20 protein-coding genes are annotated in these 20,342 nt (G+C 70.4%); 7 read left to right on the top strand and 13 right to left on the bottom strand.

Translation table 11 applies throughout. The features are described from left to right. The first annotated feature begins 39 nt into the window (after positions 1-39). On the top strand, positions 40-372 hold the full coding sequence (locus tag HHX30_RS22030) for a YnfA family protein (protein ID WP_311922705.1): 333 nt from the start codon (positions 40-42) through the stop codon (positions 370-372). A gap of 10 nt (positions 373-382) precedes the next feature. Here the strand turns inward: HHX30_RS22030 and HHX30_RS22025 are convergent, their stop codons facing one another. The 6 genes from HHX30_RS22025 to HHX30_RS22000 all read right to left on the bottom strand — a co-directional run bounded on the left by HHX30_RS22025 (position 383) and on the right by HHX30_RS22000 (position 4,565). Next, entirely contained in the window at positions 383-1,168 is a 786-nt protein-coding gene (locus HHX30_RS22025; protein WP_311922770.1) for a VOC family protein, read from the bottom strand. Continuing rightward, positions 1,156-1,770, bottom strand: a complete 615-nt coding sequence (locus HHX30_RS22020; RefSeq protein WP_211592362.1) for a 3-hydroxyacyl-CoA dehydrogenase NAD-binding domain-containing protein — start codon at positions 1,768-1,770, stop codon at positions 1,156-1,158. The genes HHX30_RS22025 and HHX30_RS22020 overlap by 13 nt, the downstream gene beginning before the upstream one ends. Further along, a complete protein-coding gene (locus HHX30_RS22015) occupies positions 1,746-2,939 on the bottom strand; it encodes an SRPBCC family protein (RefSeq protein WP_211592361.1) in 1,194 nt (397 codons plus the stop codon). The genes HHX30_RS22020 and HHX30_RS22015 overlap by 25 nt, the downstream gene beginning before the upstream one ends. An 81-nt stretch (positions 2,940-3,020) precedes the next feature. After that, complete coding sequence (locus tag HHX30_RS22010) at positions 3,021-3,614, bottom strand: TetR/AcrR family transcriptional regulator (protein WP_310741779.1); 594 nt, start codon at positions 3,612-3,614, stop codon at positions 3,021-3,023. A gap of 47 nt (positions 3,615-3,661) precedes the next feature. After that, positions 3,662-3,829, bottom strand: a complete 168-nt coding sequence (locus tag HHX30_RS43340; protein WP_169983868.1) for a hypothetical protein — start codon at positions 3,827-3,829, stop codon at positions 3,662-3,664. A 10-nt stretch (positions 3,830-3,839) separates the two neighbouring features. Beyond that, entirely contained in the window at positions 3,840-4,565 is a 726-nt protein-coding gene (locus tag HHX30_RS22000; protein ID WP_169983867.1) for an alpha/beta hydrolase family protein, read from the bottom strand. A gap of 158 nt (positions 4,566-4,723) precedes the next feature. Between HHX30_RS22000 and HHX30_RS21995 the strand changes: the two genes are divergently transcribed. Next, entirely contained in the window at positions 4,724-5,542 is an 819-nt protein-coding gene (locus HHX30_RS21995; protein WP_169983866.1) for a helix-turn-helix domain-containing protein, read from the top strand. Between the two features lie 13 nt (positions 5,543-5,555). On the opposite strand, the gene HHX30_RS21990 is transcribed toward HHX30_RS21995, so the two are convergent. The 5 genes from HHX30_RS21990 to HHX30_RS21970 form a co-directional block, all read right to left on the bottom strand. Beyond that, positions 5,556-5,918 (bottom strand): cadmium resistance transporter, encoded by a 363-nt coding sequence (locus HHX30_RS21990; RefSeq protein WP_249350315.1) that lies wholly within the window; start codon positions 5,916-5,918, stop codon positions 5,556-5,558. A gap of 145 nt (positions 5,919-6,063) precedes the next feature. Further along, positions 6,064-7,335: an alpha/beta fold hydrolase gene (locus HHX30_RS21985; RefSeq protein WP_169983865.1), complete on the bottom strand. Its 1,272-nt coding sequence runs from the start codon at positions 7,333-7,335 to the stop codon at positions 6,064-6,066. Positions 7,336-7,980: 645 nt separating this feature from the next. Next, positions 7,981-10,338 carry an HAD-IC family P-type ATPase gene (locus HHX30_RS21980; RefSeq protein WP_169983864.1) on the bottom strand — a complete coding sequence of 786 codons (2,358 nt, stop codon included), beginning with the start codon at positions 10,336-10,338 and terminating at the stop codon, positions 7,981-7,983. Positions 10,339-10,380: 42 nt separating this feature from the next. Then, positions 10,381-12,687: a heavy metal translocating P-type ATPase gene (locus HHX30_RS21975; protein WP_169983863.1), complete on the bottom strand. Its 2,307-nt coding sequence runs from the start codon at positions 12,685-12,687 to the stop codon at positions 10,381-10,383. Between the two features lie 184 nt (positions 12,688-12,871). Next, positions 12,872-13,450, bottom strand: coding sequence for a class I SAM-dependent methyltransferase (locus tag HHX30_RS21970; protein ID WP_211592360.1), 579 nt, complete (start codon positions 13,448-13,450; stop codon positions 12,872-12,874). A gap of 278 nt (positions 13,451-13,728) precedes the next feature. On the opposite strand from HHX30_RS21970, the gene HHX30_RS40810 reads away from it, so the two are divergent. From HHX30_RS40810 to HHX30_RS21955, 3 genes are all read left to right on the top strand, one after another. Beyond that, positions 13,729-14,238 (top strand): TetR/AcrR family transcriptional regulator, encoded by a 510-nt coding sequence (locus tag HHX30_RS40810; protein ID WP_211592359.1) that lies wholly within the window; start codon positions 13,729-13,731, stop codon positions 14,236-14,238. A 138-nt stretch (positions 14,239-14,376) separates the two neighbouring features. Beyond that, on the top strand, positions 14,377-15,021 hold the full coding sequence (locus tag HHX30_RS43335; protein WP_311922702.1) for a hypothetical protein: 645 nt from the start codon (positions 14,377-14,379) through the stop codon (positions 15,019-15,021). Continuing rightward, on the top strand, positions 14,994-16,313 hold the full coding sequence (locus tag HHX30_RS21955) for a heavy metal translocating P-type ATPase (RefSeq protein ID WP_311922701.1): 1,320 nt from the start codon (positions 14,994-14,996) through the stop codon (positions 16,311-16,313). Before HHX30_RS43335 ends, HHX30_RS21955 begins: the two co-directional genes overlap by 28 nt. Before the next feature lie 94 nt (positions 16,314-16,407). Here HHX30_RS21955 and HHX30_RS21950 read toward each other — a convergent pair whose 3' ends face one another. Further along, a complete protein-coding gene (locus HHX30_RS21950) occupies positions 16,408-16,947 on the bottom strand; it encodes a DUF4396 domain-containing protein (protein ID WP_169983861.1) in 540 nt (179 codons plus the stop codon). Positions 16,948-17,200: 253 nt separating this feature from the next. Between HHX30_RS21950 and HHX30_RS21945 the strand changes: the two genes are divergently transcribed. Continuing rightward, on the top strand, positions 17,201-18,646 hold the full coding sequence (locus HHX30_RS21945; protein ID WP_311922700.1) for an MFS transporter: 1,446 nt from the start codon (positions 17,201-17,203) through the stop codon (positions 18,644-18,646). A 17-nt stretch (positions 18,647-18,663) separates the two neighbouring features. After that, positions 18,664-19,296 carry a TetR/AcrR family transcriptional regulator gene (locus HHX30_RS21940; protein ID WP_169983859.1) on the top strand — a complete coding sequence of 211 codons (633 nt, stop codon included), beginning with the start codon at positions 18,664-18,666 and terminating at the stop codon, positions 19,294-19,296. A gap of 60 nt (positions 19,297-19,356) precedes the next feature. Here HHX30_RS21940 and HHX30_RS21935 read toward each other — a convergent pair whose 3' ends face one another. Beyond that, a complete protein-coding gene (locus HHX30_RS21935; protein WP_169983858.1) occupies positions 19,357-20,292 on the bottom strand; it encodes a M56 family metallopeptidase in 936 nt (311 codons plus the stop codon). Positions 20,293-20,342: the final 50 nt, after the last annotated feature.

The raw sequence follows: 20,342 nt of genomic DNA, 5'->3' as shown, positions 1-20,342 counted from the left end.
GAAGCAGGAGACGGTGACCGTTCCTCTACAGTCGCAGCCGTGACCGTCGCGCGTTCTCTCCTGTTGTTCGTCGTCGCCGCGCTCGCCGAGATCGGCGGTGCCTGGCTCGTCTGGCAGGGAGTGAGAGAACAGCGCGGGCTGCTGTGGGTCGGGGCGGGGTTCGTCGCCCTGGGCCTTTACGGGTTGGTGGCGACCTTCCAGCCGGACGCCAACTTCGGCCGGATCCTCGCCGCCTACGGAGGCGTGTTCGTCGCGGGCTCGCTGATCTGGGGCATGGTGGTGGACGGCTTCCGCCCCGACCGGTGGGATCTGATCGGAGCGGCCGTCTGCCTGCTGGGTGTCCTGGTCATCATGTACGCGCCGCGCGACTAGGTGTACTCGGTCAGTAGGTTGGTGACGCGCCGGGGGTCCTGTCGTCGAGCCGGGCGGGGCCGATCGCGATGCCGCCGGCGGGGCCGCCGCGCAGGCTCATCCCGGTCACGCCCGCGCGGTCCGAGGCGTGCACCCGGACCGATCCGCCGGGCCACGACAGGTCCAGCTCCGAGTCGTCTCCGGCCACCCGGGCCTCCAGCAGCTCCCCGAAGACGAGCCGGGAGAACTCGAGGTCCGTCGACGCGAGATGTGTCGTCCCCAGCCGTGCGACCGGTCCCGGTGCGGTCTCCCACAGCCCGGTCCACCACAGCGGCTCGGTGGCTCCCCGGGAGCTGGGGAAGTCCTCGACGACACGGGTACGGCTCGACAGCAGCCGGCCGGCAGGCGGGTAGCTCCGGTCGGACTGCGCGAGCTGGATGACGACACCGTGCCTGCGGTCGGGCGCGATGAACGCCTCGCGCCACGGCGGGTGGTCGTAGTCCTCGCCGACGACGGTCAGGCCGAGCGCGCGGGCCCGCAGCACCGTCGTACGCAGGTCCGGTACGACGAAGGTGATGTGGTGCGGGCCCTCGCCGCGGGCGTCCAGGAATCGGGTGAGGAACCCCTCGTCCCTCGGCTCGAGCAGTTCCAGTCTCGCGCCCTCGTCGGCGGTGCCGACGTGGAGCAGCAGGTACCCGAACTCCGCGAGCCGCTCACCGAAGATCGGGGTCGCGCCCAGCTCGCGCCGCAGCCGCCGTGCCCAGCCCATCGCGTCGTGGACGGCGAACGACGTGTGGTCGAGGGTTACGCCGGCGATTCCACACCTCCCTTGACGCGCCCCGCCGCCAGGATCGCCGCCACGATCATGGCGTCGCGCTGCGCGGCCAGGGCATCGAGGTCACCGGACCCGGCGGCCGTCAGCCCGCCGGCCAGCCGGGCCGCGGTGGCCTCGTCCAGATGGGGGTGACCCAGGTCGTCCCACCAGCGGTTGAAGCTGTCGGCGTACCGCTCGCAGAAGGCGGCGATGCCTCCCTCTCCGGCGCCGAGGTGGAACAGCGTCGTCGGTCCCCAGGCCGCCCAGCGCAGGCCCGGTCCGTACGAGATGGCGGTGTCGACGTCGTCCACGGATGCCACGCCCTCGTTGACGAGGTGGATGACCTCTCGCCACAGGGCGGCTTGCAGCCGGTTGGCGACGTGGCCGGGGACCTCCCGTTTGACCTCGATCGTCACCTTGCCGACGGACTCGTAGAAGTCACGGGCCCGGTCGACCACGCCGGCGCCTGTCCGGTCGTTGCCCATGACCTCGACGAGGGGGATCAGATGCGGCGGGTTGAAGGGGGGACCGAGGACGAGCCGGTCCGGACGGTCCCAGCCGGCCTGCAGTTCGGTGAGGGTCAGGCCGGATGCCGACGACGCCACGTGGCGTCCGCGTGGTCGCGCCCGGCGGCGGTCCCTTCCACCCACGACCGGTAGGCGTCGAGGACGAGACCGTGGAAGTGATGCACGCCGTGCTCGGACAGCCCCGAGCCGTCCGGGTCGTAGACGATGCGGCCCTGGTCGAAGGCCGGGGTGTTCATGCCGCGCTGGACGCTCTCCACGATGGTGATGTCCTGCTGCTGCAGCACCTCGTCGATGTACCGCACCGCCTCCACCTCGGCATCCATGAGCTCGGCCGTCTCGAAGTAGAAGTCCCAGGTCTCCAGGGTCCGGTCGGGACCGGCCGGAATCACCTGCAGGACCATGAAGTTGCCGCGGCCGGGGTAGCGCAGCAGACAGGTGTTGGGCCACAGCCACCAGACCGCGTGCTCGGTGACCGACGCGCCCGCGACGTCGTACGCGGAGTTCTCCTGCTTGCCGGCCTCGGCGAAGTGGCTCGACCAGATGCCGTACGTCTTCACCTCGTAGGTGTCCATGTCGACGAGGTCGACGAACTCCTTGTGGGCGATATGGCAGTGGTAGCACTCCAGGAAGTTGTCGATGACGTTCTTCCAGTTGGACGCGATGTCGTAGGTCAGCCGCTTCGCGAGGGTCAGTCCGGCCACGTCGGGGGCCCACCTGGCGATCTCGGCCGCCAGGTCCCCGGCCTGCTCGGCCAGGGGAGCGGCGCCCGAGTCCAGGTTCACGTAGACGAAGCCGCCGAACTCCTCCACCAGCACCTGGTCGAGACAGATCTCGCTCTTGTCGAAGGTCGCCATCTTGTCGGCGCGACGAGCCGCCTTCAGCTGCCCGTCCAGGCCGTAGGTCCACGCGTGGTACGGACAGACGATGTTGCGCGTGGTGCCGGAGCCGGTGAGCAACTCGTGGGCGCGGTGCTTGCAGACGTTGTAGAACGCGCGCAGCGCTCCGTCACGATCGCGCACGATCGCGATCGGCATGCCGGCCACGGTGGCCGACACGTAGCTGCCCGGCGACCGGAGCTTCTCCACGTGGCAGACCCACTGCCACGTGCGGGCGAAAACGGCCCGGACGTCGACATCGAGCCACCGCGGGTCCGTGTACGCCTCCGACCGCAGCGACATCGATCGTTCGGGGTCCTGGTGGAAACCGGTGCCGACGCGGCGTACGTCGGCCATCGTGACAGGTGCCATGATGGGAGCATACGAGCGCCTGAACGATCGTTCAATATGTTCCTGAACGATCGTTCAGATTCGTCGTCGTCGCACAGGCGGTCAGTCGGCGAGCGCGATCTCCTCACAGCGACGGACGCTCCTGCCGATCGAGTCGCGGTCGAGCCCCAGCAGGGCCGTGAGCCACAGGCCGTTCTGGATGACGTCGATGTCGGCGGCCCGCTCGCCGCACTCGTCGGGTGACAGCTCGGGGCGGGCCGCGTGGATGAGGGCGGCGAGCCCGGCGCGGTAGCGTCTCTGGGCCGCGGTGTTGATGCGCTCGAAGTCCTCGTGGGCCTGGGCGAGCGCCCAGAGCTGAAGTCGCAGAGACAGGTACTCCGTCGTCAGGAACTCCGGGTCGGCCACCCGCTTCAGCGCGGCCCGCAGCCGCTCCTCCGGTTCCAGGGTGAGGTCCGGCTCGACCAGCGCGATGTCCTGCTCCTCGATGCGGTGCAGGGCCGCACGGATCAGGCTCGTCTTGTCCTCGTAGTGGTAGTTCACCAGCCCCAGCGAGACCCCGGCTTCACGGGCGACGGCACGCATGCTGACTCCGGATATGCCCTGCAGGGACAGCAGCCGGAGCGCCGCCTCGAGGATCCGCGCCTGCCGGTCGACCTTCTCCTCGGCGTCCACCGCGCGCACCGGCCTCGGACTCACGTCCACAACCTTAGTAGCGGCAGGAAGGTCCCACCGACGAAAACGCTCTAGGGCCTGGTCGCCAGAGCGAGGCGGACGGCCAGACCGATCAGCAGGGTTCCTGACACGTACTCCAGGTAACGGCGTACGGCGGGCCGCTTGAAGAACCGCTCGGCCGCACCGACCAGCCGGACGATCCCCAGATACCAGGCCAGGTCAATGAGGGCCGAGGCCACCGCGGGCGGGTCAGCCGAGCTTGAGCAGCAGGTCGGTGAGCTCGGCCGGCATGGTGATCATGCAGTCGTGGCCCGTCTGCAGTTCCCACACCTGTGCCGGGCTGCCGTTGGGCTGTGTCGCCGGTACGGGCCGCCGCTCGATGCCCTCCGGCATGTCCGCGACGCAATGAATGTGCGTCCGCGCAATCGCGTGCACGGCCGGGTTGTCCAGCCGGACCGGTTGCCGCAGGCAGAGCGCCGGCTGATCCGACAACATCGTCCGCAGCCACGCCACGTCCGCCGGGTCGGTGACCCCGAACAGGCCCAGAGGCGGCGGCGACTCGGGCATCGGCGGGATCCGCCAGCCGGCCCCGGACTCCGCGGCGCGATCGATGAGGGTCTGGGTCACCGGTTGCACATCGACCGCGCTCTCGCCGTCCTCCGGGACCATCGCGTCGAGATAGACGAGATGGGCGATCCGATCCGGGATCCGGTTGGCGGCGGACGAGATGACCAGCCCGGCGTAGCTGTGGCCCACCAGGATCACGTCGGTGAGGTCCTCTTCGGTGATCAGTCTGACGACGTCGTCGACGTGCGTGTCCAGCCCTACCTCGGGGCCGAACAGATGTGCCTTGTCGCCGAAGCCGGTCAGCGACGGCGCGATCACCCGATGCCCGGCCGATGCCAGCAACGGGACCACCCGCTCCCAGCATCGCCCGCTGTGCCAGGCCCCGTGTACGAGCAGAAAGGTCGACATGGTGTAGCTCCTTGTTCGCGGAAGGGACCACCAGCCGATTCAGCCGGCGTTCGTCTGAGGCGAGGTTTCCGCTCACCCGCTGGCAGAGCCAGAGCCCCCGCGATCCTGGGGGTGACAGGACCAGGTACACACGAAAGCGCGCGACCTACAGTGGGGCCATGAGGGACGAGTCCAACCTCCTGGGCGATTACGTACGCGCCCGCCGCGAGCTCGTCACTCCTGAACAGGCCGGCATCCCTGCCGTGGGCGTACGGCGCGTGCCGGGCCTGCGCCGGGAGGAGGTCGCGATGCTCGCCGGCATCAGCGCCGACTACTACCTGCGCCTGGAACAGGGCCGCGACCGCAACCCCTCCACGCAGGTCCTCGAGTCCCTCGCCCGCGTGCTGCTGCTCGATGACGACGCGACGGCCTACCTGCTCCGCCTCGGGGCGGGAAAACCGCGGGGGCGACGGCGGCCCCGGAAGGAAACCGTCCCTGCCGGCGTCGCCAAGCTCGTCGCCACGCTCCCGCTCCCCGCGTACGTGGAGGGCCGCTACTTCGATGTCCTCGCCGCCAACGCGCCGGCCACCGCTCTGTCGCCGCGACTCGTGGCGGGGCGCAACCGCCTGCGCGACGTGTTCCTGGACCTCGCCGAGCAGACCCTCTACCCGGACTGGGAGGACGCCGCGCAGGGCATGGTCGCCGGCTTTCGCGAGTCCGTCGGCACCGACACGGACGACCCCCGGTTCATCGAACTCGTCGGCGAACTCTCCCTCGCCAGTTCCCGCTTCAGCAGGCTGTGGGCCCGCCACGACGTGAACACGTGCGAAGGCACACCCAAGCACATCGAGCACCCTCAGGTCGGTGGCCTCTGGCTGAACCGGGAGCGATTGGGCGTCAGCGGCGCGCCAGGTCAGACGCTCGTCGTCCTCCACCCGGACCCCGGCACCGACAGTGCCGACAAGCTGGCGCTCCTCGCATGCCTCATGCGGACATGACCCCGGGTTGTCCTCACCCGAGCATCGCGGGAGCACGGTCGGCCGATGCCGACGAGTGAGCCGTTCGCATCCTGAGTTCAGAGAAGGTGTAGCGCTCGACAAACTCGGTGATCTTTTTGTGGGAGCCGAGCAAGGTTCCGATCAGGCACCACAGGGCGACCAGGACAGCGAATACGGCGACGGTGATCAGGGTTGCGCTCACGCCGATGGTGCGGAACGTCGGCGTGTAGACCGAGATGTTGTCCGCGCCGTTGGCGACAGTGACGCTTGCTACAGAAAAGAGGCCGCAGGCCACGGCCGATGGGGGTTGGTCGTCGGAATCCTTGGCGCGTATGGCTTTGATCAGGCCCCGGACGCCCAGGGCGAGGGGAACCAAGCCGAGCAGGCCGACCCATTGGTCGAGATGATGGTCAGGCCGAGGGCGGCGATGACGGAGATGACGACCAGGGCCGCGATTCCGGCGTATTGGCCAGTGACGATCTGTACGCGGCGGCGCAACCCTGTCCGCCATGGCCGGCCGATCACCGAGGTCCTTCGTAGTCAGCGGGCGGCTGGTCACTGTCGTACGCCGGCACGGGACGGCCGGCCAGAAACGCTCGCAGGCTCGCCAGATAGGCGCCCGGTTGATCCTGGTACGCGTCGTGACCCGCGTGACGGAGGTAGACCACCTCGGTTCCGCGCAGCACCCGCCGATACTCGATGGCCGAGGACCAGCTCAGGTAGTCGCACGAGCCCTTGAGGACGAGGGCAGGGGTGGTGGTCGCGCCGAGCGCGGGTCGCAGGTCGGGGTGCGGCGGGGCCCCCAACGCCTGGGGGGACAGATTCGCGTAGGCCCCCACGCCGGCCACGCTCCGCCCGACGGTCGCGCCCCGGCAGTGGAGCGCGGGCTGGAGGAGTTCGTAGTAGCGCGCGAAGCGGGCGTCCATCTCGTCGTCTCCGACCAGGGCGTGGGCGGCTTGGGGATTCACCTGCACCAGGGTGTAGGCGGCCAGAGCGCGCGGGTGGAGCAGGTCCAGGGAGAGCGCACGGCCCTGGCCGGGGTCGAGCCGGCTCAGCAGGGCGGCGCCGGTCGGGCTCGGTGTCAGGGAGCCGGGCGAGGAGAAGACGGCCTTGGCGACGTGATCGGCATGGTGGGCGAGGTAGGCGGCGGCGACCTGGGCGCCGTAGGAGTGGCCGATCAGAATCAGTTGCTCGGCGCCGACGGCCTGGCGGATGGCCTCCAGGTCCGCGACGTCGCGGGCGAGCCCGTAGCCGCGGGGATCGGCGAGCCGCCCGGAACTGCCGGCGCCCACCTGGTCGTACACGTAGACGACGTACCCGTCGGAGGTGAGAGCGCCGAAGAAGGCGGCGTCCCGCTCCATGTCCGCGACCCCCGGTCCGCCGTGCAGGAAAACCACCGGCGTCGAGGCCTGAGGCTGCTTGGGCGCCATGCGGACATAGGCGATGCGGGACCCGGTCGGCAGGTCCCAGTATCGCTGCCCCGCCACCTCGGGCCGGGCCGACAGGGTGTCGGGGAACGGCCGGATGGTCGCCGGCACGACACGTACGACGACGAAGGTCTCGACGAGGACAAGGATCGCGGCTCGCACCCGGCGCCAGGGGGCCGTCCTCGGCCGCGGCACGAACAGCAGCAGGCCGAGAAAGAACACCGACGCGAAGACGGCCAGGCCGAGGAACACCGCCAGGGCCGGGTTCGTGGTCACGCTCGCCATGCCGGCCAGCGACGCCAAGCCGAGGACCGGCGCGAGGACCAGCACGGCGAGGGCCGCCAGCAGGCGCGCCAGGACGGCCAACGCCCCCCTCGCGCGGGAACGCCCTGCCTGACGAGTCGTGTCGGGAGAATCGGCCGTCATCCACCCTCACCTCACTCAATGCGGGTCAAGGGACCAGGATGCGGAGTGTAGGCCGAGATGTTCCGGGAGCTACAGGGTGGTTACCTGAGGCCACATCCAGGCGGACCCAAGAGGGCGAAAGCCACAATAATGTCTAGACCTTCGTCCCGCTGCGCGACGCCGACCTGGTGGCCGACCATGTCGAGGTTCCCTACGACAAGGACCGCATCAAGGACGCACCCGACGTCGACCTGGACGCCGACGGGCACCTGCCGCCCGATCAGGAGCGGCAGCTGTACCGCTACTACGACCTGGACTGGGACTCCTCCTGGGAGCGCGCCAACCAGCCGGGTGAGACCGGCTGGGCCGACGCGGGCGGACGCCGGGAGCGCGACCGCATGGGCATCGGCCGCGACGACGCGATGACCCGCTCGGAGGAACAGCTGGAGATCGGCACCGAACGGCACCGCACCGGCCAGGCCCGGCTGCGGACCGGCTCCGTTGCCCCGGTGCAGCTCCAGCGCCGCCGGGGCAACGGCGTGCCCGGCCGGGCGGCGACGCGCTTTTCGCACAATGCGAAGGACGAGGCCGGACGGCATCCCCGGGTCAGGCAGGCGGGGAAGGACGACTCGTCGGGGTTCTGCGGCTGTGTTTCCAGACCAGTTCGAGCGCGGCTGCGGCGACGACGGCGACGCCGGCCGCAGTCCAGGGGATGGGGAAGCCGACCAGTTTCAGGGCGAAGAAGTGTTGGAGCCATGGGGCGGCCAGCACGGCCATGAAGGACACGGCCATCGCGACCACGAGGGTTGCACGCCATCGGGTATAGGGGCGGGCGATGATGGCCAGAACCCACAAGGAGATCAAGAAGAGCGTCAGAGTGGCGGCGCTGGTCGCGGCGCCGAGCCCCGCAGCGCCGTAGTGGTGGCGGGCGATCAGGTAGGTGGCGAAGGTGGCGGTGCCTGCGATCAGCCCGCTGGGCAGGGCGAACCGCATGACAGTGCGGACGAAGTGGGGCCGGGCGCGTTCTGTGTTGGGAGCCAGGGCCAAAAAGAACGCCGGCAGCCCGATGGTGAGGGCGGACAGCAGAGTGGAGTGGCGGGGCAGGAACGGGTAGGGAACCCGCCAGATGACGACCAGCAGGCCGAGCAGCACCGAGTACACGGTTTTGGTGAGGAAGAGGTTGGCGACACGGGTGATGTTGCCGATGACGCGCCGGCCTTCGGCGACCACCGCCGGCAAGACGGCGAAGTCGTTGTCGAGTAGCACGATCTGCGCGACGGCGCGGGTGGCGTCGCTGCCGGTGCCCATGGCGACACCGATGTCGGCGTCTTTGAGCGCGAGCACGTCGTTCACCCCGTCGCCGGTCATGGCGACCGTGTGACCGCGCGCCTGCAGGGCGGCGACCATGTCGCGTTTCTGCCTGGGGGTGACGCGTCCGAAGACCGTCGTCTCCTCCACTGTCCTGGCCAGCCGGTCCGGTTCGGTGGGGAGCCGCCGGGCGTCGATGGGATGCTCGGCGTGGGGCAGGTGGAGCCGGGCGGCGATGGCGGCGACCGAGACCGCGCTGTCACCGGAGATGACTTTCGCGGCGACGCCCTGGTCGGCGAAGTAGCGCAGCGTGGCGGCCGCGTCGGAGCGTAGACGCTGGTCGAGCACGACCAGGGCGACGGGGTTGGCGTGCTGGGTGAGTGTGGGATGGTTCAGGTCGTTGCCGCTGGTGGCCAGGAGGAGGACACGCAGTCCCTGTGCGGCGAGGGTGTCGGCCGTGGCCAGGTGCGGATCACCGGCCGGCAGCAGGACGTCCGGAGCGCCGAGCAGCCAGGTGCCACGCGCGCCGTCCGGGCTGTCGAGTACGGCCGCGCTGTACTTTCGGGTGGAGGAGAACGGCAGCACGGCGGTGCAGCGCCAGCCATTGTGCTCACTGGTCCCGTAGGCGTCGAGAATGGCCTGCAGGCTGGCATTCGGTCGCGGGTCCGCGGCAGCGAGGCAGGCCAGGGCCTGGGCCGGGTGCGTCGAACTCGCGCGGTCGAAGGTGACGAGGTCGCTGACGCGCATGCCGCCTTGGGTGAGGGTGCCGGTCTTGTCCAGGCACACGATGTCCACCCGGGCCAGTCCCTCGATGGCCGGCAGTTCCTGGACCAGGCACCTTCTGCGGCCGAGCCTGATCACTCCGATGGCGAAGGCCACGGAGGTCAGCAGGATCAGCCCCTCGGGGACCATGGGCACGATGCCACCGACCATCCGCCGTACCCCCTCGGGCCAGTCGTGGTGCTGCAGGTACAGCTGGCTGACGATCAGCGCGACCGCGACGGGGACCATCATCCAGGTCACGTATTTGAGGATGCGGCTGATGCCGGAGCGCAGTTCGGAGTGGACCAGAGTGAAGCGGCTGGCTTCCTCGGCGAGCTGGGCGGCGTAGGCGTGGCGGCCGACCTTGGTGGCGACGAAGGCGCCGCTGCCGGCCACCACGAAGCTGCCGGACAGCACGGCATCGCCGGGCTGCTTGGGCACCGGGTCCGGTTCGCCGGTCAGCAGCGACTCGTCGATCTCCAACCCGTCCGCCTGAGTGACGGTGCCGTCGACGACGCACTTGTCTCCGGTGCCGATCTCGATCAGATCGTCCAGGACGATCTGCGAGATGGGAACGGTGACACGCACGCCGTCGCGGCGGACCACGGGCCTGGCCTGCCCGATGAGGGCCAGGGCGTCGAGGGCGCGCTTGGCGCGCAGCTCCTGGAGGATGCCGATCCCGGTGTTGGCGACTACCACCAGGCCGAACAGACCGTCCCGCAGTGGGCCGACGACCACGATGACGGCGAACAAGGCGCCGATGATCGCGTTGAACCGGGTGAAGACGTTGGCCCGCACGATCTCCGCAGTGGACCGGGAGGACCGGGCGGGGACGTCGTTGACCTGGCCGCGGACGATCCGCTCGGTGACCTCGGCTGTGGTCAGCCCCGCCATGCCTTCCTCCGGTGCGTACACGGTTCCGCGAACGCCGAGGGATCAGGGGGCGAGGGAGAAGTAGTTCTCCTCTTCCTGGACGAAATGCAGCCGCAACACCGAGTGCAACCCGTACAGGCAGGCCCGTAGATCCTCCAGTTGCTCGGGTCGCAACTGGCCGGCGGTTTCGGCGACTTTCACGTGCGTGGCGATTCGGCGGGCCAGGCGATCGATCTCGCTGTGGGCCCGGCTCATGGTCGCGGTCGCCTCTCCTCCCCCGAGGGGACCGGCCAGCGCCGGGTAGAGCTCGTGCTCTTCGGCGTACTCATGCGGCAGCAGCCGCTCGGTCAGCAACCGGTCGACCTCCCGCACGGCGCCCAGCACCTGCGGCCCGTGCTCGACGGCCAGCAGGCCCGCGGCATCACGCACGGCGTCCAGCACGTCGGCGAGATCGTCATGCTCGGCGGCGAAGCGGCGGATCAGGTCCTCGGTGGCCGGCTCCAGCGCCAGCCGGGCGCCGCGCCGGGGCAGCACGGCACGCAACGCGTTGAGGATCACCACCACATCGATCCCCTCCTGCAGCAGCGCCCCGGCCGCGGGCGGCAGCCAGCCCAGCAGCGCGGCCACCATGGCCACCAGCGACATGGCCATGCCCCCCGCGGCCGACTGCACGGCGATACGCCGGGTGCGCACCGCGATCTCCATGGCGTCGGCGAGCCGGTCCACCCGGTCGGTGACCAGCACCACGTCCGCGGCCTCGGAGGAGGCGGTGGACCCGCGCGCTCCCATCGCCACCCCGACGTCGGCCGCCGACAGCGCGGGGGCGTCGTTGATGCCGTCGCCGACCATGACCGTCACGGCCCTTGAGGTTTCCGCTCTGACCGCGGCGACCTTGTCGGCGGGCAACTGCTCGGCCCGTACCTCGTCAAGCCCGACCACCGCGGCCACCTCACGGGCGGGCTCGGCGCGATCGCCGGTCAGCATCAGCAGGCGGTCGATGCCCGCCGAGCGCAGCCGCCGCAGCGTACGGGGAGCGTCGTGACGCAACGGGTCCAGCAGCAAGATCGCACCGCACAACACGCCGTCGACGGTGAGCCAGGCGACGGCGGCGCCGTCCAAGGCGGCACGGTTGTCGGCCGCGCGAGCCCAGCCGGGACGGGCTTCGAGCGGTATCCCCGTCTTGCCCACGCTCACGCGCTGTCCGTCCACCATGCCGGTCACTCCGCGGCCGGGTTCCTCGGTCACCTCCCGCGGCGCCGACAGCGCCAAGCCTCGGGCCCGTGCTTCCGCGACGATCGCCTCAGCCAGCACGTGAGCGGACATCTGGTCGAGTGACGCCGCCAGCCGCAGCACCTCCGAAGGCGCCCGGCCGGGAGCGGCGGCTACCTGCAGAACCCGCGGACGGCCTCTGGTCAACGTGCCTGTCTTGTCGAGCAGCAGAGTGCGGGCTCGCCCCAGCCGTTCCAGCGCGCCACCGTCCCGGACGATGACGCCCTGGCGCGCCGCCCGCGACAACCCCGACACGATCGCGACCGGAGCGGCCAGCAGCAGCGGGCACGGGGTCGCCACCACCAAGACCGCCACCGCCCGCACCGCGGATCCGCTGATCAACCACGCCGCCCCGGCGACCCCCAGGGACAGCGGCAGGAACCACGCGGCGTATCGCTCGGCCAGCCGCACCACCGGCGCCCGCTGCGCACCCGCCTGCTCGGCCAGCCGGACGATCTGCGCGTAGGTGCTGTCCTCGGCGGTAGCCGTCGCCTCGATGTCGACCGCACCGCCGGCGTTGACCACCCCGCTGCGGACCGCCTCGCCGGTACCGCGCTCGATGATGGTGGACTCCCCGGTCAGCGCGGCCTCGTCCAGCATCGCCGGCCCGGCCAGCACCCGGCCGTCCACCGGCACCACCTCGCCCGGGCCGACCACCACCACGTCCCCCACCCGTACGTCCGCCAGAGCGACGACAACCACCTCATCGCCGCTTCGGCGGCGAGCGGAGCGCGGCGCACGCTCCAGCAACGCGCGCAGGTCACGCGACGCCCGGCGCTCCGCCGCCGCGTCCAGCGCCCGCCCGGTGGCCAGCATCACCGCGATCAAAGCCCCGGCCAGGTACTCACCGACCGCCAGGGTCCCGGCCAGCGCCAGCGCCGCGATCAGATCGACGCCCGCCCGCCCCTTCCGCAACGCGGCGACCACCCACACCACCGCGGGCACGACGGCCACCGCGGTCCCCGCCATCCAGAACCCATCCGCGACGCCCACGGCCCCGGCCAACCAGGCCACACCACCGCCGACCAGCGCGCCACCGGTCGCCGCCAGGAACACCGGCTCACGCCACCGATCATCCAGGGCACTGAGAACGCGCAGCATGTCGTGCCTCCACAATGACGAGACGACAGAGTGCTGCCTTCCATACGATCGCCCTGCCCTACCGGCCGATAGAGCCGAACGGCCCCAAATCGTCACTGCTCGGCAGGAAGCAATCCGGTCGTCACGCCCCTGACTTTTCTTCCCCACAATGGAGATCATTTTTTCGTCTGAATAGCGGGCTGTTTCAGGAACGGATTTCGGGTGGGCGAACGGCGTTGACGTAGTACAGCACCGGCCCCACGGTGCCTGTGCTCTCGACGCTGAGACCGGCGCCGGGGACCAGCTCGGCGAGCAGGTCCGGCATGGTCGGCCGCATCGCGGGACCGGCCAGTACCCCGACGAGGCGGGCGGCGAGGGGGTTGACCGGCGGGCGGAACTCGGCGATCAGCAGCCGTCCGCCCGGTCGCAGGACGCGGGAGATCTCCCTCACGGCGGTGCTGCGGGCGGAGACGGGCATGTGGTGAACGGCGAAGCTGGAGACCACGATGTCGAACGAGGCGTCGGGGAAGGGGAGCGCCTGCCCCTCGCCCACCTGATAGGAGCAGTTGTCAGGTGAGCGACGACGGGCGTGCTCGATCATCGGAAGTGACGGGTCAACGCCGGTCACGCGCCCCTCGGGGCCCACGAGAGGAGCCAGCAGCCGGGTCAGGTAGCCGGTGCCGCAGCCGACGTCCAAGATCTGATGGCCCGGCCCCGCGCCGGACAACGCGGCCAGGCGGGTGAAAACGCTGCGACGCCGCCCGGCGAAACCGAGCTCGGCCAAAATCTCATAACCCCGCGGATAATTGATGGGCCCACCACCGTCACCGTGTTTCGAGTGACCATGCAGCAACTTTCCCCTGCCCATAAGGCTTCTCCTTCTTGTTTCGGAACAATGTGTTCGGTTATAAATGATCGATTCGTCGGCACGGCACGGTCAACAAGCAAATTCGTTGGGCTGTGCCGTACTGGACAGAGGTGGGGGACGTGTTCGGGAACTCACGGCGGGAGAGCTCCGATCGCCGGGTGCGGCGCACTCGGAAGGCCGTTCAGCAGGCATTGGTGGAGCTGATTCTGGAGAAGGGCTATGAGGCGGTGACCGTCACTGATCTCATCAACCGCGCCAACGTCGGCCGCTCGACCTTCTACGCGCACTTCACCGACAAACAGGATGTGCTGTTCAGCAACCTCGACGAGCTCTCCGGCCTTCTTCGTCTCGCTCCCGCGTCCAGGCCGGGCACGCTGTTCGCCTTCAGCCTGCCCATGTTCGAGCACCTTCATGAGCAGCGCCGGCTGGCGCGAGCGCTGCTCGGGCGGCGCGGGGGCAGCGCCGTGATGGCGCGCGGAGAGCAAATCCTGGCCACGGTCGTGCGTGACGAGTTGCTGGCAGCACTCCCTCCGCGAAGCACACCACCGGACTCGCTCGACCTGATGGTCACCTGCGTCGTCGGGGCGTTCATGGCGCTGCTGCGCAAGTGGGCCGACGGCGAGTTGACCGCCACGCCGGCCGAGATGGACGCGGCGTTTCGCGCTGTGGTGACACCGGGTGTGGAAACCGCCTTCAGGCGGTGAGCCGAAGCACGGGCGATGGACCCGCATCGACGGGCGAGGGCGGGAAGACGGTGAGGAGCCGAGGCGGACCGCCGGTCGCCACACTCACGAGCGTCAGGACGCGACGCTCACGGTCGACGTAGCGGCGGAGTCCTGGTCGTGGCCTTCGCCGCGGTCGATGTGGTCGGCGTGGAACAGGCCCTCGGCCAGCAGGCGGCGCACGTGCTCGTCGGCGGCGCTGTAGTAGACGAAGGTCCCGCTCCCGGGGCCGACGCCGCACCCGGCCGCCCATGGGGGTGGTGGCACTCCGGAGCGGGCTCGCTGCCCGAGGTGCGCTGGGCGATCGCGGCGACTCTTCTGTTCGCCGCCGGCGGCATCTGCCAGCTGGCAGGAGCGCCCTCCCGGCTGTGGTGGGCCCTGTATCTGACCTGCTACGCCGCCGGCGGGTGGGAGCCGGGGCTGGCCGGGCTGCGGGCACTGCGTGAGCGGACGCTGGACGTCGACCTGCTCATGGTCGCCGCGGCGATCGGCGCCGCCGCGATCGGGCAGGTCTTCGACGGCGCCCTGCTGATCGTCATCTTCGCCACCTCCGGGGCGCTGGAGGCGGTGGCGACCAAGCGCACCGCCGACTCGGTGCGCACCCTGCTGAACCTTGCCCCCGACACAGCCAACCGGCTGGATCCGGCGGGCCGGGAAGAGGTCGTCGAGACCGCCGATCTGGCCGTCGGCGACGTCATCGTGGTCAGGCCCGGGGAGCGCATCGGCGCCGACGGCGGGTGGGCCGCCCGGCCGGCGAGACGGTGATCGCCCGGATCGTGTCCATGGTCGAGCAGGCCAGCGCCACCAAGGCACGCACCCAGCTGTTCATCGAGAAGGTCGAGCAGCGCTATTCGGTGGTCATGGTCGCCGCGACCCTCGCGCTGTTCGCGATCCCGCTCGCGCTGGGGCAGGACCTGCAGGGCAGCCTGCTGCGGGCGATGACGTTCATGATCGTCGCCTCGCCGTGCGCGGTGGTGCTGGCCACCATGCCGCCGCTGCTGGCCGCCATCGCCACCGCAGGCCGCCACGGCGTGCTGGTCAAGTCCGCCGTGGTCATGGAACAGCTCGCCGACGTCACCCAGGTGGCCTTCGACAAGACCGGCACCCTCACCGAGGGCCGCCCCCGCCTGACCCACTTCCGCGCCCTGCCCGGCACCACCCTCAGCGAGCGTGAGCTGCTCACGCTCGCCGCCGCGGCCGAGGACGGCTCGGAACACCCACTCGGCCGGGCCGTCACCGCCGCGGCCCGCACCAGGGGCATCCGCCTGCCCACGCCCACGGACTTCGGGGCTGTGCCCGGACAGGGCGTGCGCGCCCACGTCGCCGGCCACCTGGTCCAGATCGGCAGCCCCGCCCACCTGCTACCCGAAGGAACCGGTGGCCCGGCCCGCGCCCTCGTGGCCGAACTCGAAGACGGCGGGCACACCGCCGTGGTGATGCTGCTGGACGGCCACCCTGCCGCGGTGCTGGCCCTGGCCGACCGCATCCGGCCCGGCGCCGCCGGCGCCGTGGACCGCCTGACCGCCCTCACCCACGCCGCACCGGTGCTGCTGACCGGCGACAACCCCCGCGCCGCCGCCCACCTGGCCGCCCAGACCGGCATCACCGACATCCGCGCCGGCCTGCTGCCCGAGCACAAGGTCGACGCCGTACGCGACCTGCAGCAGCAGGGGGCACAGGTGGCGCTGATCGGCGACGGCGTCAACGACGCCCCCGCTCTGGCCACCGCGCACACCGGCATCGCGATGGGCCACACCGGCGCCGACCTGACCCTGGAGGCCGCCGACGCCGTCATCACCCGCGACGAGCTCGACACCGTCCCCACCGTGATAGCCCTCGCCCGCCGCGCCCGCCGCCTGGTCATCGCCAACCTCGCCATCGCCGCCGCGTTCATCGCCGTGCTGGTGGCCTGGGACCTGCTCGGCGACCTGCCGCTGCCGCTCGGCGTCGCCGGGCACGAAGGCTCCACCGTCATCGTCGGCCTCAACGGCCTGCGCCTCCTGCGCGGCGCCGCCTGGCGACGCGCCGCCGGCGGCCTCACCGAGCGTCGGCCCTGATTTTTCTCGGCGGCGATCTTCGCGACCTCAGTGAGCACGCGAAGGTCACGGCGGGGCCCCGTTACCGCTCCGCACACACCGCCCGCACCGCTGCTCAGTGGTGATAGGCGTGGACAACGGCGTGTCCCCTGCCCTTGCCGATGATCCACTTGTTGATCGGCGTGGTGACCAAGAAGGCGACGAGCAGGGCAAGCGCCAGGGTGCCCCAGAACAGCGCGGACGTCAGGGTAGCGGCCATGGCGCCCGGGACGGCGAGCATGACGCCGTTGTCCACGATCTCCATGACGATGATGGAAACGGTATCGGCTGCCAGCGCCAGCTTGATCGCGCTGCCCCAGCCCACTCCAGCCTTACGGAGAGGGAGCAGGGTCAGCAGGTAGCCGAAGAAGAAGGCGAGCACGACGGCCAAGGCGACGGACAGGCCGGTGGCCCAGCCGAGCGCGGTGGAGATCACCAAGCCCAGCACTTCGCCGATGGCGCATCCGGTCAGGCAGTGCAGCGTCGCGGACGCGGCCGTCCGCCAGGACGCTTTCGTTTCGACCACGCGGTGATGCGGATGGGCCTCGTGATCCATAGCCGACGGGTGCTCGCCGTGCCCATGCTCCATCTGGTCGTGGTGGTGCGGCTTGGTCATGGCAACTCCAACGCGTGCAGGTAGGCCTCTTTGCCCCTCCGAGGCTAATACCCCTAGGGGGTATAAGCAACACGATGAGCGGGACCGGGGCGAAGCGAAACCGTAAACGGCCACAAGGCGACTCACCCACACTCAAACTCGTACACCATTGTTCGGGTTATTGAGCTACGCTAACCCGTACACAGTTGTTCGACTTATCCGATGCGCTTGGGTTCGTCGTGCAGCCTTCATGTCCCCCTTCCGGAGGTCGCTCGTGAGCCATCCCGTCTCTGCTCGCCATCCGCATGACGTGCAGGGCCATCCCGAGACCCCACCTGACCGGCGCCGCTGGGTGGCCCTCGCGTTGGTGTGCCTGGCCCAGTTCATGCTGATCCTCGACGTCACCGTCGTGAACGTCGCGCTGCCCAGCATGAGCGCCGACCTTCACTTGGACCGCGAAACGCTCACGTGGGTGGTCACCGCCTACACCCTCTGCTTCGGAGGGCTGATGCTGCTGGGCGGCCGGCTCGCGGACGTGCTCGGCGCGCGGCGGACCCTGCTGGCCGGTCTCGCCGTCTTCACCCTCGCGTCGCTTGGGACGGGCCTGGCCGCGAGCGGACCGGTGCTGATCGCCGGTCGCGTCGCGCAGGGAGTCGGAGCGGCCCTGCTCTCCCCGGCGGCGTTGTCCATCGTCACGACCGCCTTCCACGGCGCTGAGCGCAACAAAGCGCTGGGCGTCTGGGCCGCCCTGGGTGGCATCGGATCGGCGGCGGGAGTCATCCTGGGCGGCGCGATAACGGCCGGCCCCGGCTGGGAATGGGTGTTCTTCATCAACGTCCCTGTCGGCGTCGTGGTGCTGGTCGCCCTGCCGTTCACCGTCCCGGCCCCGGCACGCCATGCTCAGCGGCGTCGGGTCGATCTGCTCGGGGCGCTGCTGGTCACCGGGGCGACCGCCTCCCTCATCTACGGACTGGTCAAAGCGGGCGACGCCGGCTGGGGCGGGACGGCGACGCTCGTGGCACTGATCGCCGCCCTGGCGCTGTACGCCGGATTCGCCATCGTGGAAAGGCGGGTTCGCGCGCCGCTCATGGACGTTCGCATGCTCTCCCGGCGTCCCGTCCTCGCAGGTGCCTTCCTCATGCTGGTCGCCAGCGCGTTGCTGATCGGTTTCTTCTTCCTCGGTTCCGTCTACCTGCAGCACGCACGCGGGTACAGCGCCCTCGGCACCGGCCTCATGTTCCTGCCCGTCGCGGTCGCCACCGGCATCGGTGCACACGTCGGCAGTCGTCTCATCGGGCGCGCCGGCAGCCGCCCGATCGCCGCCGCGGGGTTGGCGCTCGCCGCCGTCGGCGCCTGGCTGCTCACCGGCCTGTCCGCCGAGGCCGACGTCTGGGCGGTCCTGGTCCCGGGCTTCGCCGTGGCCGCGGCCGGCCTCGGTGCGGTGTTCGTCGCAGCCACCACCTCCGCACTCGGCTACATCTCCCATCAGGAGGCCGGCCTCGCATCGGGCGTGGTCAACACCTTCCACGAGGTCGGCGGGTCGGTGGGCGTCGCCGTCGTCTCCACCGTCGCAGCCGCGGGCATCGAGACCGGCACGATCACCGGCTTCGGCACCGCCTTCACCGTGAGCGCCGTCAGTGCCGCTCTCGGCGTCCTCGTCACCCTGGTCCTGGTCCCACGCGGCAGACCACATCACGTCGCAGGGCCGCACGCGCACTGAGGACCTAGGCTGCATCCATGGTCACGGCACGCGACACCCGCACGGCGGACGGGCGGCGGGACGAGGACGACTCGCCCCGCCGGGCCGACGCCGAGCGCAACATCGCCACCATCCTCGCCACCGCCCTGGACCTGTTCGGCAGGAACGACAACGTCAGCATGGCCGACGTCGCCCGCGCCGCCGGGCTGGGCCGGGTCACCGTCTACGCGCACTTCCCCTCCCGGGCGGACCTGATCGACGCGCTGGTCGTGCACGCGATCAGCAAGGCGGAGCAGGCGATGGACGACTGCCTGGCCCGCTCCCACGGCTCAGCAGACCGAGCCTTGGCGGACCTGATCGATTCGACCTGGCAGGTGCTCAATCACTACCGGCGGCTGCGCACCCATGCGACGGCCACGCTGGGAGCCGAGCGGCTCAGCCGGCACCACGACCCCGTACGCCACCGGGTTGAACACCTCGTCACCCGGGGGCAGGAGGAGGGTGTCTTCCGTACGGACCTGCCGATCGACTGGATGGTTACCAGCCTGTTCAGCCTGATCCACACCGCCGCCGACGAAGTAGAGGCGGGAAAGGTCACGGAGGATGCCGCTCCCTCGCTGCTGACTTCGACACTGCTGGCCATGCTTCGGCCGCAATCCCCTGCACAGTGAAATCGGCGCCCGTTCCTGCCCGTTTGTAGAGCCGAGCGTCATGGCATGTCCGGTGAACGCTCAGCAAGGAAGCGGCAGCATCATCACGCCCAGGGTCACCAGTACGGCGGGGACGCCGACCGCAGAGGCGACGGCGAGCCACGACAGGGGTTTGACGTGAGGCAGCCGTGGGGGCGTCTGCGGAGAGGTCAGCCGGGCGATTCTCAGCCTGGCTATGTGCGTGGTGGCGGGGTTGACGGCCAAGGCACCCGCTGAGCAGGACGTGACTGCGAGCTTCTGCAGCGCACCGATCAGGGGAGCCCGCCCGTGATGGTGTGCCGCGTGGTCGTCGGCGGCCAGTTCCAGCAGGCCGGGCAGGGTGGTGTGCGCGAGCCGTAGCGTTCCGAGCCAGGGGACCGCGGCGCGCAGTGCGTCGGCCAGCATCAGGACCAGGTGGTGCCGCTGCCGCAGGTGCGCGCGCTCGTGGGCCAGCACCGCCTCAACCTCGGCCGGTTCCAGCTGGTCGAGCGCGCCTGTGGTCACAACGATGGGTCGTTCTCGCGCCGGGAGGCAGTAGATCAACGGCATGGGGTGCTCGAGCACGCGGACATCCGGTGTCCCGGCGAGGTCCCTCGCGACCACGTCGAGCATCTGCCGGTGCTCGCGGCGCTCCCGTACGGTCCGGACCACCCTGGGCACGGCCAGGCTGAGCGAGGTGATCCCCGCCGCGAGGAGCAGAACTGTCGCGAGCGCCGCCACCGGGGATATGGCATGGCCGTCCTTCGGCAGGCAGTCGGCGAGCCAGTCGACGAGCCGGTGACCGGGAGTGGAGGGCCAGACGAGTGCGATAGCGGTCAGCCCGGTCAAGGCCAGCATGGTGCCGGCGAGGGCGGCGGTCCACAGTGCTACGGCGGTGCCGGGCAACCCCGCGGACCATCGCGCGCGCAGCAGCATCGGGCCCGCGAGGTGCCCGAGCAGGAACACGCATCCGGCTAAGGCGATGATTGCGGCGATCATTCCCAGTCCTCACCTTCTCGCACCTGGGATTCGAGGGACGGGTGGGCGAC

The sequence above is a fragment of the Microbispora sp. H10836 genome, assembly GCF_012999525.1.
Classification (GTDB): Bacteria; Actinomycetota; Actinomycetes; order Streptosporangiales; family Streptosporangiaceae; genus Microbispora.
The sequence above is the reverse complement of the archived record's forward strand: the minus strand, read 5'-3'. Positions and strand labels throughout refer to the sequence as shown.